The organism is Paenibacillus herberti (genome assembly GCF_002233675.1).
Taxonomy (GTDB): domain Bacteria; phylum Bacillota; class Bacilli; order Paenibacillales; family Paenibacillaceae; genus Paenibacillus_O; species Paenibacillus_O herberti.
The window spans coordinates 511,625-528,832 of sequence record NZ_NMUQ01000002.1; the positions used below are offsets into that span (position 1 = coordinate 511,625).

The following is a 17,208-nucleotide window of genomic DNA, read 5'->3' on the forward strand; positions in this document are numbered from 1 at the left end:
AACGCAGAGGGCTGAAAGGTTCAGCCGTTCTGTACAGCCTTTTTCAAGGCTTAACTGCGGTTCTGTAATGCTTTTACCCCAAAAGAAGGCGCCGCAATCGACCAATATTAACTATTCCCGATTTAACTGCCGAGCACGAAATTGTTTAAATTGAAAATAGATGGTGCAGCCGATGCAATAACCAAGAATGGCAGCGAGAGCAGCAGCGAACATCATGCCCAGAAAAATATATCCGGCGACAGACCAACCGAGCGCAAAGAGAATGAGTGAAATGGTGAGAAAACCTACAGCGAGTGAATTATGGAATGGGGATTTCCTTCACCTAAGAAACCAACTTCCCTTATTGGATTTAGACCAGCATCAAAGAATCGGAGAAAGAAGTCGGCTTACGGACTCTTTAAACTTGTTCCAGATAGAGCGAGAATCGTAGTCCTCCAGCGACAGCTCCCGACAGTGCAGCAGATCATCTTGGAAAATGCGCTGCAACCGCATTGCGGTTCCAGAATCATAGATGAACGCATTAACTTCAAAGTTTAATTTAAAGCTGCGAATATCGATGTTGGCTGTGCCGACAGAGGCGATATTTCCGTCTACGACGAGTGTTTTGGCATGAAGGAAGCCATTTTCGTACAGATAACACTTAACGCCTGCGCTCAAAAGCTCCCCAAAATAGGAATGAGACGCCCAATAAACGAAGAAATGATCGGGCTTGCTCGGCAGCATCACCTTTACATCGACACCCGACAGTGCCGCCATCTTCAATGCATTCAGAAGGCTATCGTCCGGCACGAAATATGGCGTCTGCAGCATGACCGATATTTTGGCGGAATTGATCATCTTGATGTATCCGTTCTTGATGTGCTGCCATTCGGAGTCCGGACCGCTGGAAATAATCTGCATGCCAACGCTGCCGCCCGACTCGGGTGCAGGATAATAGCGACTGTCGGTAAGGAATGGCTGTGTGGAGGCCAAGCTCCAATCGAGCAGGAAGCGTCCTTGCAACTGCGCGACGGCTCCTCCCTGAATGCGCAGATGCGTGTCCCGCCAAAAGCCGAAGCGCTTCACCCTGCCGATGTACTCGTCACCAATATTGAAGCCCCCAACATACCCAATCTTGCCGTCAACAACGACGATTTTGCGATGATTGCGGTAGTTGAGACGAGGATTAATGAAGAAGATCTTAGATGGGAAAAAGGCCCCGACCTGACCGCCTGATTTGAGCAGCTTGCGCAAATATTTCTTATTCAGCCGAATGCTCCCGATATCATCGTAAATCAGGCGCACCTCAATACCCTCTTCCGCTTTGCGGATGAGCGTTTGCAGGATTCGTTTGCCCAGCTTATCCGCACGGATGATGTAATACATGAGATGGATATGATGCGTAGCTTCTTCCATATCCCTAATTAGAGAATCGAACTTGCTCTCGCCGTCCGTGAACACCTCGACCTCATTGTCCTGCGTGAACAGTGCATCGCTGGATACAAGGTTCATGTAAACCATATCCTGATAATAGGTCATCAGCGGATCATTGAAGGAATACAACCCCTTCTCAACGATGCGTTGCTGCGTCTTCAGCCGTTGGCGAGCATTTTTGAGCTGACTCATCTTGAATTTGAAAATTTTGCGCCGACTCAGATTCTGGCCCAGCAGCAGGTACAGCACAAAGCCGACGCCGGGAAGAAAGTAAAGCACCATCAACCAGGCCCAGGTCGAAGCGATGTTGCGCCGCTCCAAGAAAATGACCGCAATGGCCAGTACGATATTAAGAATATAAAAAATGGAATAGGCCTGCTGGAAATATATCAACTCGGCACCCGCCCTGTCTAAATAATCATCGCCGCTCCGGCGCATGAAGCGCGCAGAGGACAAGCTATTCCCAAGTATACCAGACTTGCCATTAAAGATTGCAGGCTTGTTCTCCCATCTTGAGAATAATCAAAAAGCAGGAAGCAAAAGCCATGTGGCTTTGCTGCCTGCTGGAAGGTGGACGGGAGCAGCCTCTCCCCCTTGCGGAAAGGATTATGCATGTGCTGCACGAAGCTCGCGAATGCAGCGTTCTTTTCAGGCTATTTGTCGGTAATGATCAATGCTGGAGTTTCTCCAGCTGGGAATGTGCTCACATCTGTCGATATAGGTCCAGTCGTTCGGACCGATTCAATTTCGTTGGCCACACCGCCGAAGTTCACCAGTTGAAACGATAGTTGGAACGCGGCTCCATTGGCCACACCAGTGTATACCACGAGGGCCCGGGTCGTTTCGAATGCTTCGGTTTTAACCTCAAAATTGAATAGGCCGCCAGGAGCAAGGATTGAGCCAATAGGCGGGTTTCCCGCGGGTCCTGAAACAGAGGTAAGCGTGAAGGTAATGCCTTTAGTTTGATTCGAAACGTTGAAGCCTTGCGTATCTCCGAGAAGCGGCGGGCACGGCTTGCAGGGCTTGCACCGCTTCCACGACTTGCAACACTTGCACGGCTTGCATGGCTTGCGCGACTTGATTGGCTTGCGAGACTTTATTGGCTTAAGCGACTTGCTCGGCTTTTTATTCATGCCTTTCTTTAGAGCTAACTTTCCTCCCTGAGGCTGGGTCTTGAAACTGCTCGTTTCTGCTGACAGATCATCCATTTTTACACCTCTCCTTAAAATTTGATATCCAAAGAAGACTATATTGAAAAAGACCGACCTCTAAAATCTCTTGAACCTATTGATCAGCACGATAGCGGAACCCGGCTATTAAAAGTTCGATCTATTTTATCCTATGAAACTACCATGAATTTGGCTCCTGGCTAACGTCCAATTCCAATGCACTAATTCCATCGGGACTGACTTCAGCCCTTCCGCACTTTTTATCACCGGCATGAAGGCTGAGCTGGAGACCGGTTCCACCGTTTAGTATGCGGTACTGGGGCTTGTGCATGCGGCGGCTCGAAGTTGGAGAACTCAGCTTTCCTTTCAGACTATTTGTCGGTAATGAACAATTCTTCAACAGTGGTGTTAAAATCTATCGTTACGGGTCCAGTCGTTTTAATAGATTCAACATTCAGGGTAATACCGCCGATGTTCACAAGTTCAAACGAGAGCGGAAATGCATTTCCGTTCACCACACCTGTGTATACAACTAGAACCCGGTTAGTTTTGAATGCTGTGGATCTGACCTCGAAATTGAATAAACCGCCAGGAGCAAGGATCGAGCCAATAGGCGGATTTCCCGCAGGTCCGTCAACAGAGGTAAGCGTGAAGCTAATACTTTTAGTTTGATTCAAAACGTTGATGCCCATCGTAGTTCCAAGAAGCGGCGGACATGGCCTACATGGCTTGCAGCGCTTACACGACCTGCACGGCGGCTTGCCTGGTTTGCGCGACTTGATTGGCTTAAGCAACTTGCTCGGCTTAGATGACTTACTCGGCTTTTTTTTCATGTTTTTCTGCAGAGCCAGCTTCCCTCTCCGAGACGGGGTCTTGAAACGGCTCGTTTCTGCTAACAGATCATCCACTCTTACATCTCTCCTTAAAATTTGATATCCAAAGAAGCTCCTTTCAGGTTGTTTTGTCTTCAATGAAAAATTTTCCATCACTAGGGCTGAAAATTGTCGTTACAGGTCCAGTCGTTCTAATAGAATCAACATTTAGGGTAATACCGCTGGTGTTCACAAGTACGAACGAGAGCTGAAACGCTTCTCCGTTCACCACAGCTGTGTATACAACAGTAACCCGGTTCGTTTGCAATACTGTGGATTTGACCTCGAAATTGAATACACCGCCAGGAGCAAGGGTCGAGCCAATAGGCGGGTTTCCCGCAGGTCCGTTAACAGAGGTAAGCGTGAAGGTAATACTTTTAGTTTCATTCACAACGTCGACGCCTATCGTCTCTCCGAGAAGCGGCGGGCACGGCTTGCACGGCTTGCACCGCTTCCACGAATTACAAGGCTTGCATGAATTGCACGGCTTTTTTTTCCTGCGTTTCTTCAGAGCGATAATAACCAGTATAAGTAAAACCAGCCTTACGCCCCGGGGGGAGACCTTGGAGCTGCTGCTCGTTTCTGCTAGTGAATCACCCATTTCTATACTCCTCCTTTTAAATCACTAGAAACACACTGGCAATGGAGAGGTTCAACCTAATTTCTATCCTATGAAACTGGACTAAATCCGGCCCCTGGCTATCGACCAATCGAAGAATATTTTTATCTATCAATCCGCGTAGTCTTCCTTTTAGATCGCTGGAAGTGGGCGATCTGAAGCAACATAGTAGACTTGAACGGGCAGGTTGCAGGCTTGTTCGGTCTATTCTGAAAAGAAATCAAAAAAGCAGGAAGCGATGAGCCTTCCTGCTTTCTGTCGAATGTGAGCGATCAGCGAAATCGACTATGCCATGCAATCGCTCCCCTTGCTTCCAAGGGCGTATATGCTTTATAGCGCGATATTTCGCCTAAGAGTCAGATATTGTTATCAGGGCATTGCCGGATGTCGTTTCAGCATTGACTTTGACAGGCCCCGTGGAAGCAAGGTTGTCAACGCCAGTCAACACTCCTCCGCTATTTACAAGAGTAAACGAGACTGTGATCGGGGTTCCGTTCGCTGCCGTTCCGGTATATTTGATGTTGGCGCGTGTAGTATGTCCTGCTTTGCTTGTCACTTCGAAATCGGCCGTGCTTCCGGGAGGCAAAGGCGTATTAAGAGGAGGGGGCGGCTTTTCTAAGTCTCCGCTAGCGGTAGTAAGGGTCAACGTGATCGTTTTGGTGCTATTTTTAACATTGAAACCTTGCGTACTCCCGATTGGCGGCGGGCATCCGCACTTTCTTCTTTTCTTGATCAACTTGATCGCAATAATGAGTAGAATGAACAAGATCAGCCGTATGCCCAGGCTCACGCCTCTGCTGCCGCTTGTATTCGAAGGCTTAACATTCATCATTTCATCACTCCTTAAATAAAAAACCAAGCCATGCCCAGGCTCACGCCTCTGTTATGAGCTTTTATCCGTGATCGTCAAGGACGGATCAGCAAAGGCCGAGCCCTGATTGACGCTTGTGTTTATTAGCCCTGTGGCTTTGACATTCTGAATTCCGCCGTTAGCGCCATTTATTAGGGTGAATGATAGTGTAATCGGGGTTCCGTTCGCTGCCGTTGCGGTATATGAGATGTTAGCGCTGGTATGGTTTTTAGTTTCATCTGTTTTAACTTCAAAATTCTCTCTGCCATTGGGAGCAAGGGTTGTGCCGACGGCCGGGGGCGGACTTTGCAAATCTCCGGTAGCGGAAGCAAGGGTAAATGTGATGCTGCTCGTTTTGTTTAACACGTTAAATCCTTGCGTTTCTCCAATGATCGGAGGCGGGCACACGCATTTTTTCTTTCTTTTTTTGATTGCAATTAGGAGCAAAATAAACAAAACCAACCTTATACCTAGACGCGGACTCTGGATGCCGCTCGTCTTCAATTCTAAACTGTCCATTTCCCTCTCTCTCCTTCTAATGAAAATATCAAATACTCTCGCTAGCGGTACTCCCTTCTCCGGTTCGGGTCTTTTAATAGAAACGTTTGCAAAAAAAAAGCTGGTCTATCTTCTCTTACTCTATGAATCTGGAACAGGATCGGCCCCTGGCTATTGACCTATCAAAAGCCCATATTTTTGCATCTTAATCATAGAAAAAGAATTAATCGTCAACATTGACAAGACTTTCGTAACCGTCTAATGTGCGAAGGAGATAGGCCGCACTGGCTGCCTAATAAATATGAAAACGATTATACTTCGGGAGGAATCAGGAACATGAACTTCAAGGAAGCGGCGGGTGTACAAGCAGCCGATGTTGTGACAAGCGGCATGAAGGTTGGTCTGGGAACCGGATCCACCGTTTATTATACGATTCTGGAGCTGGGACGCCGGATGAAGGAAGAAGGGCTGCAGTTTACCGGTGTACCGACTTCGGAGGCGACAGAAAAACTGGCTTTGGAGCTGGGCATTCCGCTCGCGGAGCTATGGGAGCTGGAGCCGCTGGACGTGACGATCGACGGCGCGGATGAGGTCAGCGACAGCCTCGATCTGATCAAGGGCGGCGGCGCGGCCCATTTTCGGGAGAAGATGGTGGCGACTGTTTCAAAAAGGCTTGTCATCGTGGCGGATGAGTCCAAAGCCGTGGCTAAGCTGGGCGCGTTCACCGTGCCGGTGGAGGTTGCCGTCTACGGTTGGCGGTCCACCGCGCGCCGTGTGGAGGCAGAAGGCTGTGTCGCTGTACGCCGCGAGCGGAGCGGCGAGCCAGTGCGCACTGACAACGGGAACTACATTCTCGACTGCGATTTCGGTCTTATAGTAGACCCTGGCGCAGTCGACCGCAGGCTCAAATCGCTGCTCGGCGTCTTGGAGACAGGCCTGTTCGTTGGTATGGCGGATACGGTTTATGTCGCTGGTCCACAGGGCGTACGCGTTCTGAAACAGCAGGCAGGTGAATAGATCTCTACGATGAAAATGAATATGAAAAATAGACACCAAGACAAAACCATCGTCCTCACAGGAGGCGGCTCTACCGGACATGTGAGCGTCAATCTGGCGCTGATTCCCGGGCTGCTGGCAGACGGTTGGTCCGTTCATTACATCGGCTCAAAAGATGGCATCGAGCGCAGCCTAATCGAGCCGCTAAAAGGCGTGACCTACCATGACATTTCCACTGGCAAGCTGCGCCGCTACTGGGATAAGCGCAATCTTTCCGACATGCTGCGCGTCGGTAAAGGATTGGTGCAGGCAGCGGCGCTGCTGCGACGGCTGCGGCCGGATGTTGTATTTTCCAAAGGCGGCTTTGTGAGTGTACCGGTTGTGCTGGGAGCGAAGCTCAACCGCATTCCAGCCATCATCCACGAGTCCGACGTAACACCTGGACTTGCCAATCGGATCGCGATTCCTTGCGCGACTGCCGTCTGTACGACTTTCCCCGAGACGGCCGCTTATATCCGTGGCGCACGCGTTGTGCAGGTTGGTCCGCTCGTGCGGCCGGAACTGTACAACGGCGATGCGGAGCGCGGGCGGAAGCTATGCGGCTTCGACCGCAGCCGCCCCGTGCTGCTCGTCATGGGCGGCAGCCTCGGCTCCCGCCGCCTTAATGAAGCAATCACCGAGGCGCTGCCGGAGCTGCTACCACGCTGGCAGATCGTCCATCTGCGCGGCAAAGGGCAAGTCGCCAGCGGAGCTGCAGCGGCTGGTGGATCGGCGGCGAGCGGGTTAGCGGCGAATCGTTCGGCGACTGGTCGTTTGACTGTGAGCGGATTAGCGGCGGGCGGTTCAATGGCGAGTGAATCGGCAACGAGCGAGTCCGTTTCAGAGCCGGGCTACCGCTCCTTCGAGTATTTATCGGAGGAGCTGCCCGATGTGCTGGCGCTGGCCGATGCCGTGCTGACGCGCGCAGGCGCCAACGCTCTCTTCGAGATGCTGGCACTGCGCAAGCCAATGCTGCTTGTGCCGCTGCCGCTCTCGCAAAGCCGCGGCGACCAGCTCCGTAATGCAGCCTCCTTTGAGGCTGCTGGGCTTGCTCGCGTGCTGCCGGAGGAGAAGCTGAGCACGGTCACGCTGCTGCAAGAGCTGCGGGCGCTTACCACTGGCGATCCGGAGCTGCAAGACCGCTTGATAGCAGCAGCTCCCGCTGATCCGCTGCCACAGCTGCATGACCTGATACGCCAGACGGCGAGAGGGCGCAGCTGACCGACAATCTCAAATTAAAAAAAGCGTTCCAAAGCTGTGTGTTTTCAGCTTTGGAACGCTTTTTACGCATGGGGTAGCCATGCGTAGGATATTGTTGCGCGCGGGGTACCCGCGGGCAAGGATGGTTAGGCGCGTGCTGCCGCCTGCGGCACGCGCTGTTCCACCAGCGCGCGAACGTCGTCCGCGCTGTCCAGATCTAGAGCGGCGGCGGCAAGCTCCGCCAGCTCGGACTGGTTCAAGCGCGAGAGCAGCGCGCGCGTGCCGAGGATGGCGGACGAGCTCATGCTGAACTCGTCCAGGCCCATGCCGAGCAAGAGCGGCACCGCCAGCGGATTGCCGGCCATTTCGCCGCACATGCCGACCCACTTGCCTTCGGCATGGGCAGCGCGGATAACGCGGTCGATGAGGCGAAGCACCGGCGGATGGAGCGGATCGCTCAAGTAGCTGAGCTTCGGGTTCATCCGATCGGCCGCCATCGTGTACTGCACGAGATCATTCGTGCCGATGCTGAAGAAGTCGACCTCTCGTGCCAGACGATCCGCCATCATGGCGGCGGCCGGAATCTCGATCATGATACCGGCTTCCATATCATCTCGGAACGGCTTGCCTTCAGCGCGCAGCTCCTCGCGCGCCTCTTCCAGCAGTGCCTTGGCGCGCCGCCACTCGCCGAGCGTAGCGACCATCGGGAACATTACCTTGATGTTCCCGTGTGCGCTGGCGCGCAGTATTGCTCGCAGCTGGGTCTTGAACAGCTGCGGACGGTCCAGGCTAATGCGCAGGGCGCGGTAGCCCAGGAAAGGATTGTCCTCGCGCGGCAGCTCCAGCAGCGGCAACTCTTTGTCGCCGCCGATATCCATCGTGCGGATCACGACAGAAGCATCCGGGCCGAGCGCCTCTGCAGCGGAGCGGTAAGCACCGTATTGCTCGTCCTCACCGGGCAGCGTGTCCCTCCCCATATAAAGGAACTCAGTGCGGAACAAGCCGATGCCTTCTGCGTCATGTTTTTTCGCCTGGACGGCATCCTGAGCGCTGCCGATATTGGCAGCCAGCTCGACCTGCACGCCGTTAGCGCTGACAGATGGACGGCCGCGGAAAACTTCATTCTCGGCCTGGCTGCGGCGGTATTCTGCTTCGAGCGCACGATAACGCTCCAGCTCTTCCGCTATTGGATCAACGATGATTACGCCGCTGAAGCCGTCTACAATTACAGTCTGTCCATCTTTTATATCGTTTAGCGCCTCGCCCGCGCCGACTGCGGCAGCGACGCCGACAGAACGCGCGATGATGGCGCTATGCGAGGTCCGGCCCCCGACGGCTGTCGCAAAACCAGCCACCTGCTTCGGGTCCAGCTGTGCCGTATCGGATGGAGTCAAATCCTCCGCGATGAGCACCTGCTTGAGCGGGGCTCCAATAGCCTCTAGGTAATCCTCCCAGACGATATGGCCTGGAACTGATACAGAAATTACAGCTCCCGCTGCTTCAGCTCCTGCATTACCCCCGATTGAGGAGTGTTCGGCTCCCTCGCTCCCTGCAATTGCTACAACGGCAGATAAAGCTTGGTCAGCTGACGCAGTTACAGCTGATGTCGTTGGATCAGTTGAAGCCGATGCAGTTACCGCAGTTGCTTCTCGGACAACGCTTGGCTCTGTCGCCAAGCCGACATCTGTCGCTCCTTGCAGGATGCGGATGACCCGCTGACTCACGTCGCGCACATCAGCAGCGCGCTCCCGCAAATACGGGTCATCCAGCGCGGCGATGACCGACGCCACCTCTTCTGCCGTCTCCCATAGAGCGGAGTCGGCGGCCTGCAGCCCCTCGGTGATACACTCGCGTGCCACGCCCACCAGTTCCTCGTCTTCCAGCAGGAAGACGTGAGCCTCAAAAATCTCCGCCTCGTGCTGGCGCCCCTCGGCGCTCATCCGCTCCCGGATCGCTTCCAGCTCCCGGGATGCCTGCGCCACGGCGGCGTCGAAACGCTCCGCCTCGCGCCCAGCCTCCTCCGCCGCGATCGATCTCGCGGCGACGGACAATTCCGCCCCGACCCGCTTCGCGAGGCCGATGGCATAACCCGGGGCGGCTCCGATTCCCTGAATCGTTCTCATCGCCACCCGCTATTCCGCTTCCGCGGAGCTTAGAACCGCTCCGATCGCGTCCACAACAGCCTCGGCCCCTTCGCCTTGGGCCGCAACCGTAACAACGTCGCCTTGCTTAGCGCCGACCGACAGCACCTTCACGAGACTTTTTGCATTGCTGCGAATGTCGCCTTTAATCAGATGTACGTCACCGGCAAAAGGCTTCGCCGCCTCGACAATTTTCCGCGCTGGACGGGCGTGAATGCCCGTCGGATTTACAATCGTGAATGTTTTTTCCATTTCCGATTAATCTCCTCTCATATCCCCAAGGAGCCGCGCTTTCCCTTGCGCAGCCCTCTATGGATCCCCATGTTTGTTGCATGTTCTTTTTCTTGCTGTATAAGCTGAACTTAGAAGCTTAACAGCGGTACCCGCTGCGCGAACCGATCTGTTGTAGTGGGATTCCTTCTACAAAGGCGACCACATTAAATGGATGGGTTCGCTCCAAATCTCTTCTGCTGCTCGTTCCCTTATCTCCCCAAAACCAATCACTTGCTAAAGCTTCTTCTTAATCTCATCCTTCAGTTCCTCCGAAGAGGTTCCGAATATAGCCTGCACCGCGCCTTTACCGAGGCGGATTACGCCGACAGCGCCCAGCTTCTTGAGGTCAGCGTCACGTATTTCCTTGTCGTCCTTGACGACGAGACGCAGACGGGTGATGCAAGCGTCCACGCTCTCGATATTGCCAGCGCCGCCAAGCGCAGCCAGCACCTGGGATGCTTTATCATTAGTGGCGCCGAGTGCGGAGCTGCCAGCGACATCTTGCGGATTTCCGCTTGTGCCGGTTTCGGAGGCTTCTTCGTCCTCGCGGCCCGGCGTTTTGAGATTCAGCTTGATGATTAGGAAGCGGAACAGCACATAGTAGACAGCCGCAAATACCAGACCGACTGGAATGAGAATGAGCGGGTTCGTGGCAAGCTGATAGTTGATCAAATAGTCGAGCAAACCAGCCGAGAATCCGAAGCCAAGCTTGACGTCAAGCTCGTACATAATCCAGCCGCTAATACCCGCAAGCACAGCATGGACCACATACAGCAGAGGCGCGACGAACATGAACGCGAATTCAAGCGGCTCCGTGATACCAGTCAAGAACGAGGCAACAGCTGCCCCGATGAAAATGGAGGAAACCACTTTACGACGCTCTGGACGGGCAGTGTGGATGATAGCCATAGCCGCCGCAGGCAACGCGAACATCATGATCGGGAAGAAACCAGTCATGAACATACCCGCCGTGCGGTCGCCGGCGAAGAAACGGTTCAGGTCGCCCGTCACTACTTTGCCAGCTGCATCTGTGAACGTTCCGATCTGGAACCAGGCGATGCTGTTGAGAATATGATGCAGGCCAAACGGGAGCAGCAAGCGGTTCGCCAACCCGTAGATGAAAGCACCAACGCCGCCGAGACTGACGACCCAATTGCCGAACGTATCCAGCCAGTTTTGCACCGGACCCCAGATTAGAGCAAACACAATACCGATAAGAATCATGGAAACAGACGTGATGATCGGTACAAAACGCTTGCCGCCGAAAAATCCGAGCCAGTCTGGCAGTTTGATTTTATGGAATCGATTGTACATGTAAGCTGCAACAAGACCCGATGCGATACCGCCGAGTACGCCCATGTTGAGCACGCTGTCCTTGCCGATGATGCCCGGGAACACTAGCGGACCTGCTTTCAGCACATTCTGCAGCACTAAGTAAGCAATGACCGCTGCCAGTGTGGCAACAGCATCACCAGCCATACCTATCGCAACGCCAACTGCGAAAATAATCGGCAAGTTATCAAAAATCGCCGAACCGCCTGCGGCCAGGAACGGTGCGATATAAGTGTTGATCCATTCGCCAGTGCTGCCCCAACCGAAGTCAGTGACGTAGTTAATATTGCCGAAGCGCAGCAGAATCGCCGCCGCAGGCAGCGCTGCCACTGGCAGCATGAGAGATTTCCCGATTTTTTGCAAAAAAGCTAACATAACTTTACCTCCCTATTCATCATTAAGTTTGTTTAAGGGTTATCGTATAATTCCCAGTTGCGCCAGCCTTAACGGTGCCGTATTGACAGTCAACCTTCTCGGCCGCTTCTTCCTCCGCCACGATGACCGGAGAGATGAGCGAATGGCCGGCGGCGCGGATTGCTTCCAGGTCGAACTCGATCAGCGGTTGACCGGCCTTGACGGCATCGCCGGTTTTGACCAGCGCTTTGAAGCCGCTGCCCTGCATGGATACCGTATTGATGCCGATATGGATCAGCAGCTGCAGTCCGGATTCATGCTCCACGATGACCGCATGATGCGTGTCGATCAGATGCGCAACAACTCCATCAAACGGAGCGACAGCAACGCCTTCGGATGGGTCGATCGCGGCTCCAGGGCCCATCATACCTTGGGCAAAAGCTTCATCCGGCACTTCCGCCAGCGGAACAAGACGTCCTGTAATAGCGGCTGCGACCTCGACAACCTGAGCTTCTTTTTTGTTGCTGAATAGTTTTTTGAACATGGATAATCTCTCCTTATCAATAAAGTTATTTTGAAAGCCGGACCCCTCTACAAACGAGACGGATCGCGGCGTTGCCCGCGTCAGTTATCCCCTTGCCTGTAAGCCTCCAACAAACGATGCACATGCATCGCGAGGAATCCGATCTCGTTTTTGCCCACTGGCAAGCCGAGCTCCTTCTCCATCTTCTCTGCGGCGAGCGCAGCTATCCGATGCATTTCGGGGAACTTGTCGGCAATCTCGTCGGCAAACGGATTCGTGGCACTTTTACCTTCCGCAAGCCGGTCCAACGCATGATGCAGATGCATGACGAGTCTTGCGTAGTCGCTGCCTCTGCGTGGAATTGCGATCTCGCCCTCCTGCTCGATTAACGCGATCATCTCCGCCATTAGCTTGGTGCGTCGCGCCAGCTGTCCAGCCGACAGCTCCCCTGCAGCCGAATGGACATGAAAGGTTAGAAAGCCTACTTCCTCTTCGGGTATGGGAATTCCGAACGCTTCCTCGATCATGCGAGCAGCTTCTGCTGCAATAGCATATTCTTGAGGGAAGGCCAGCTTCGTCTCCTCCAGAAATGGATTGCTAATCTCCATTCCGCTATGCAGCCGAAATACAGCGAACTGAATATGACTCGGCAGCGCAAAATAAACTTTAGGACTGACGGGGATGCCCATATCCTCCCGAATTCGTTCAACGATTCGCTCGGCAATGGCGACGGATTCCGGTTCGATTTCCTCTAGCAGCAGACGGTAGCGTCCGGCCTCTTCCTTGTCGTCCAGCCGGTAGCGCTTCTCGATGCGCGGATCGTCTCCCGGAATGGTCTGCAGTCCTTTGGCCTCGAAGCCGAGTCCTTTGCCGAACAGTACGTATTCCTTGCCCGTATCCACGCGCACCGTCAAAATAACGTTATTGCCTACTGCGCGCTCGATTCGGTACTCTCTGCCACCGGACATCGGCTCCTCCTCCTTCCGCCCTTTCCTATTACCGTTCCCCGGTGGACGCAAAAAAACCAAGGATAGCGAACACAGGATAATAAACGCATTCGAAGGTGAATGCTGGTTTATCCGTGTTATCGCTTTCCTTGGCTCATGCCTAATCAAATAGTCGCACGCCTTAGAAACGGCTTATGAAGTTTATTTTTCATACATTCCGATAGAAAATACCCGATGCAAGTAAAAACTATAGCTCATCTAAAACGCTTTCGTCAACGGAAAGTTGCGCCAGCCGCCAGGCTTGCGGTATTGTTAATGTCATCTAATATCACATTTGAAATATAATTCAGTTATTATGTTATATTTTGTTCCATAAGAGGAAAAGGCAGGGGGATACGGAGTGGATATTCGACATATGCGGCTGGACGAACCAGCCCTTGGCACCTTCAGCGAAGAACGCGAGGAATACGAGCGCGATTATGCCCGTTTGATCCAGTCACCGGCGTTCCGCCGTCTGCAGGGCAAGTCTCAAGTGTTCGGCGCAGGCTCGGGCGATTACTATCGCACTCGGCTGACGCATTCCCTTGAGGTTTCTCAAATTGCTCGCGAGGCGGCTCGCCGACTGGCCAAGCATTATCCTTTTGTCGAGCAGGGCGAACATCCCGGACTTGTCGTCAGCCCTGCGGTGGTTGAATGTGCGGCGTTGGCGCATGATCTTGGCCATCCTCCTTTTGGCCATCGTGGTGAAGAGGTGCTTAACGGGCTGCTGCAGGAGCAGTACGGAATGAAGTACGAGGGCAACGCCCAGAACTTCCGCATTCTCATGTTTCTAGAAAAGCGCGCCGGCAGCGGCAGCGGACTCGATCTGACTGCAGCCGTGCTGCTCGCCGTCAACAAGTATCCTTATTGCATCGATGAGCCGGGCCGCCTAAAGGGCGTCTACGCGCCAGAATGGGAAATCATCCGCGAACTGCGCGAGCGATGGGATATGCCAGAGGGCGCCAAAACGCTGGAAACTCAGCTGATGGACTTATGCGATGACATCGCCTACTCCACTCATGATATTGAGGACGGCATCCGCGCCGGGAAAATCGGGATGGACCGGACCTTTTTTGAAAGTGAACATCTGCACTCCCATCTGGTCCAGGAAATTGTCGATGATGAAGGCAATAAAGACTTCCGCTGGGAAGAGGTCAACATCCCTGAGATGGTACGACGGGTGCTGGATGACTTCATTAGTCAGTGGGAGAGCATTTATATCGCCTGTGGACGCGAAGCATCCCGGACCCGCCGCGAAATCAAGGCTCGCTGGGTGAGCACATTCGCTGGAAGGATCGGCATCATTGACGAGGCAGGTTGGAAAAGAGTTACGTTTGTGCGCGATGACGCTTGCGACTACGAGCTGCTGCGCACGATGGAAATTCTCAAAAAGCTGGCTTGGGTGACGCTCATCAAGGACTTCCGCGTCCAGCGGCTGCAGATGCGCAGCGAGATCATGATCAAGCAGTTATGGGACAGCTTCATCAAGCCAGAAACCGGCCGCCTCATCGTTCCTTCCGACTGGCTGCAAAATTACGAAAGCCACGCTGCCAAATGGAGCTGGCCGCGCTTCGTTGCCGACTATATCGCCGGCATGACGGACGCCTACGCCGAGAAGGTGTACGCCGAGCTGTTCGCCAGCAAGTCCGGCTCGATTTATGAGATGGACTAAGGGGGACGACGCTGATAACGACGGTGTCGCGGGAACATCCTTTTCGCAATCCGCTCTGTTGATGGCTATAGCTCTGCAGGTAGATGTAAAAGGAAGTCTCCATGAACCGCTTAATTGCGGCCATGGAGACTTCCTTTTTTTGGTGCGCTTATTCACATTAAATTCCCATATCAGCCATAGCGCGGAGGGCTCCGAGGGAGCATTATGGATGGGAGCAGAGTGAAAAATAATCAGTAGAAACAAACGAGCAGTCCATTGCTTCCCCCAACTGCTCGTTGCAAAGATAGTCAGGCTTGAGCTACAGCCTGTTCATCGTAGGTAGGCGTCAGATCTGCCAACTTTAGTACCCGGAACACTCGATCCAGAATATCCTGCCCAACGTTTCCATTGGCTGATTCAATCTGAGAAATTTTGCTTTGTGTCGTGCCAGCTTCAGCTGCAAGCTGCTGCTGCGACAGGTTCAGCTGCATGCGGCGCGCATAAACCATATCGCCGATGACAACTGAAAAGCTCTTGAGATATTCGTCAACGCTTGGAACTTCCCCAGCCTGTTTAAGCAAGGTTTCAAAATCTTGTCCTAAACGTTTATCCATGCGAATCCTCTCCCTTTAGATTAATGTACTGCTCGGGCTGGGCATTGACCCGAAATTCAAGCAAAGGAACATGGCGAACAAGCTCTTTAACCAGCATGATCGTGTATGGCCGACCATCCTCCAAATGTGTTTGAAAGTACCTCTTGAATGAATCCTGCAAACCATGACGTTCCAGAAAGCGAAGGCCTCAAAGTAAGAGGGTATACAGCTGCCAAACATCAGAATCGCTTTTAGCTCTTTCGCCAAGAGCAGCGATGTCATCAAAAACGGGACTCCTCCCCGTCTCAGGGTCACGCATAAACTCAATTATTGTTCTCGTTATATCGTATACGATATAAACACGCAAATACTAGCGTATTTATACTCCCCTCCTCTCGAATGTGGAAATTCTTATTGATCGTAGCCTTAGTCTTTACATCGTCATCTAACAGAGCTCTTTTAAACAACAACTTGGCAAAAAAAACGCAGCAATAAAACTGGCTTGCCTACTTAAACGGAGGACTTGTTAGCGCTAAATTGGGCGCATTACTTTCAGCCTAGGATATTACATGGGCAGCATCAACGTTAGCAACGCCTCTAATACGGCCCACACCGCCAGCTCTATCAAGCGCCCTTTTCCTCCAGCCTACCCAAAGTCAGCCAGCAGGTTTTCTCATCCCCATCTCACCTTGGAAACTGCTTCCTATTAACCCAATACAAGCGTTTCATGGTAAACTAAAATCTAGACATTACGTCTTTAACGCCCCTTGCAATCGCTGAAGTTGAACGCTCCATTTGGCCTTCCAGAGGCGTCTCTTCAGCCAGCTTAAATGCATTTATATACCCAATCGTTACTATAATAGAGAGCCTGTTTGGGCTTGGCAAAAGCAGAGCTTCAAGCAATTCGCATGCTAGTACGCCAGCTTCAACTGTATACTCGAAGAAAGAAGGAAGACCCGTTATGCATCCATCACAGCCCGACTCGCATGGCGAAGCTGGCGCCTCGCCAAAGGGCCAAAGCCCGGATCCAGTCAAGCGGGCTCCCGGCCGGCCACGCGCCGAGGGTCACTTGCCCGTTCGTGATCTCATCTTGAAGACCGCCTCCAATCTGTTCATGGAACAAGGTTATGAGCCCGTTTCACTGAACCAGATCGCTGAGTTATGCGGCGTGACCAAGGCAACGGTTTATTATCATTTTGACAGCAAGCCGTCTCTGTTCACCGCAGCGGTGACGCGCATGCTGCAGTTTGCTCGCATGGGTACTGAGCGCATCCTGCTCCAGGAAGGAAGCTTGCGCGAGCGACTGCTTCAAGTAGCGGAGAAGAGGCTCGCTATGGTTCAGCATATTGAATTTGAAGCGCTCATGCGGGAAGCCTCCCACTATCTCGATTCCGGGCAGCGAACGGCTATTCGGGAGGCCGAGCAGCAGTTGCATGATCTTTTAAGCGATCATTTTGAACGGGCAGTAGCTGATGGAGAAGTCAAAAAGGGCAATCCTATGTTAATGGCCCATTCGTATACAGCCCTGCTCATGATAGGAAATCGGCAGGCTGCCAAACATATTTATGCTTCAACAAAGGAACTTGCCCAGCAGATCATGGACATGTTCTGGTCTGGAGTCGCCTAGACGGGGATGGAAAAGAACACAACTACGAGAGCACACCAGGACATTTTCCCAGCAGCCCAATCCAAAGAGAGG

At 52.9% G+C, this 17,208-nt stretch carries 16 protein-coding genes and 1 pseudogene; 4 read left to right on the forward strand and 13 right to left on the reverse strand.

Annotated features, from left to right (window positions below; genetic code table 11):
* Positions 1–111: 111 nt before the first annotated feature.
* The 7 genes and pseudogenes from CGZ75_RS14805 to CGZ75_RS14835 all read right to left on the reverse strand — a co-directional run.
* Positions 112–294, reverse strand: a pseudogene (locus tag CGZ75_RS14805) (DUF4395 family protein); the annotation flags it as partial.
* A 66-nt stretch (positions 295–360) separates the two neighbouring features.
* Positions 361–1,806 (reverse strand): cardiolipin synthase, encoded by a 1,446-nt coding sequence (cls, locus tag CGZ75_RS14810; RefSeq protein WP_342745683.1) that lies wholly within the window; start codon positions 1,804–1,806, stop codon positions 361–363.
* 260 nt (positions 1,807–2,066) lie between these two features.
* Entirely contained in the window at positions 2,067–2,621 is a 555-nt protein-coding gene (locus CGZ75_RS14815; RefSeq protein WP_089525057.1) for a hypothetical protein, read from the reverse strand.
* A 332-nt stretch (positions 2,622–2,953) separates the two neighbouring features.
* Positions 2,954–3,553: a hypothetical protein gene (locus CGZ75_RS25340; protein WP_176444851.1), complete on the reverse strand. Its 600-nt coding sequence runs from the start codon at positions 3,551–3,553 to the stop codon at positions 2,954–2,956.
* Entirely contained in the window at positions 3,534–4,055 is a 522-nt protein-coding gene (locus CGZ75_RS14825) for a hypothetical protein (RefSeq protein WP_089525059.1), read from the reverse strand. Before CGZ75_RS14825 ends, CGZ75_RS25340 begins: the two co-directional genes overlap by 20 nt.
* 367 nt (positions 4,056–4,422) lie before the next feature.
* Positions 4,423–4,905, reverse strand: a complete 483-nt coding sequence (locus CGZ75_RS14830; protein WP_141136777.1) for a hypothetical protein — start codon at positions 4,903–4,905, stop codon at positions 4,423–4,425.
* A 51-nt stretch (positions 4,906–4,956) separates the two neighbouring features.
* A complete protein-coding gene (locus CGZ75_RS14835; protein WP_089525061.1) occupies positions 4,957–5,442 on the reverse strand; it encodes a hypothetical protein in 486 nt (161 codons plus the stop codon).
* 315 nt (positions 5,443–5,757) lie between these two features.
* Here CGZ75_RS14835 and rpiA point away from each other — a divergent pair, with 315 nt between their 5' ends.
* Together rpiA and CGZ75_RS14845 are read left to right on the forward strand one after the other, a co-directional pair.
* Positions 5,758–6,438, forward strand: a complete 681-nt coding sequence (rpiA, locus tag CGZ75_RS14840) for a ribose 5-phosphate isomerase A (RefSeq protein WP_089525062.1) — start codon at positions 5,758–5,760, stop codon at positions 6,436–6,438.
* A gap of 21 nt (positions 6,439–6,459) precedes the next feature.
* A complete protein-coding gene (locus tag CGZ75_RS14845; RefSeq protein ID WP_176444852.1) occupies positions 6,460–7,677 on the forward strand; it encodes a glycosyltransferase in 1,218 nt (405 codons plus the stop codon).
* A 125-nt stretch (positions 7,678–7,802) separates the two neighbouring features.
* Here the strand turns inward: CGZ75_RS14845 and ptsP are convergent, their stop codons facing one another.
* From ptsP to CGZ75_RS14870, 5 genes are all read right to left on the reverse strand, one after another.
* On the reverse strand, positions 7,803–9,779 hold the full coding sequence (gene ptsP, locus CGZ75_RS14850; RefSeq protein WP_245850871.1) for a phosphoenolpyruvate--protein phosphotransferase: 1,977 nt from the start codon (positions 9,777–9,779) through the stop codon (positions 7,803–7,805).
* A gap of 9 nt (positions 9,780–9,788) precedes the next feature.
* Positions 9,789–10,049, reverse strand: a complete 261-nt coding sequence (locus tag CGZ75_RS14855) for an HPr family phosphocarrier protein (protein WP_089525064.1) — start codon at positions 10,047–10,049, stop codon at positions 9,789–9,791.
* A gap of 255 nt (positions 10,050–10,304) precedes the next feature.
* On the reverse strand, positions 10,305–11,777 hold the full coding sequence (gene nagE / locus CGZ75_RS14860) for an N-acetylglucosamine-specific PTS transporter subunit IIBC (protein WP_089525065.1): 1,473 nt from the start codon (positions 11,775–11,777) through the stop codon (positions 10,305–10,307).
* A gap of 22 nt (positions 11,778–11,799) precedes the next feature.
* On the reverse strand, positions 11,800–12,300 hold the full coding sequence (locus CGZ75_RS14865) for a PTS sugar transporter subunit IIA (protein ID WP_089525066.1): 501 nt from the start codon (positions 12,298–12,300) through the stop codon (positions 11,800–11,802).
* Positions 12,301–12,380: 80 nt separating this feature from the next.
* Positions 12,381–13,247 (reverse strand): PRD domain-containing protein, encoded by an 867-nt coding sequence (locus CGZ75_RS14870; RefSeq protein WP_089525067.1) that lies wholly within the window; start codon positions 13,245–13,247, stop codon positions 12,381–12,383.
* Positions 13,248–13,626: 379 nt separating this feature from the next.
* Here CGZ75_RS14870 and CGZ75_RS14875 point away from each other — a divergent pair, with 379 nt between their 5' ends.
* Positions 13,627–14,937 carry a deoxyguanosinetriphosphate triphosphohydrolase family protein gene (locus CGZ75_RS14875; RefSeq protein WP_089525068.1) on the forward strand — a complete coding sequence of 437 codons (1,311 nt, stop codon included), beginning with the start codon at positions 13,627–13,629 and terminating at the stop codon, positions 14,935–14,937.
* A gap of 287 nt (positions 14,938–15,224) precedes the next feature.
* On the opposite strand, the gene CGZ75_RS14885 is transcribed toward CGZ75_RS14875, so the two are convergent.
* Positions 15,225–15,530, reverse strand: a complete 306-nt coding sequence (locus tag CGZ75_RS14885) for a helix-turn-helix domain-containing protein (protein WP_089525070.1) — start codon at positions 15,528–15,530, stop codon at positions 15,225–15,227.
* 940 nt (positions 15,531–16,470) lie between these two features.
* Here CGZ75_RS14885 and CGZ75_RS14890 point away from each other — a divergent pair.
* Positions 16,471–17,136, forward strand: a complete 666-nt coding sequence (locus CGZ75_RS14890; RefSeq protein ID WP_089525071.1) for a TetR/AcrR family transcriptional regulator — start codon at positions 16,471–16,473, stop codon at positions 17,134–17,136.
* The last annotated feature ends 72 nt before the right edge of the window (positions 17,137–17,208 follow it).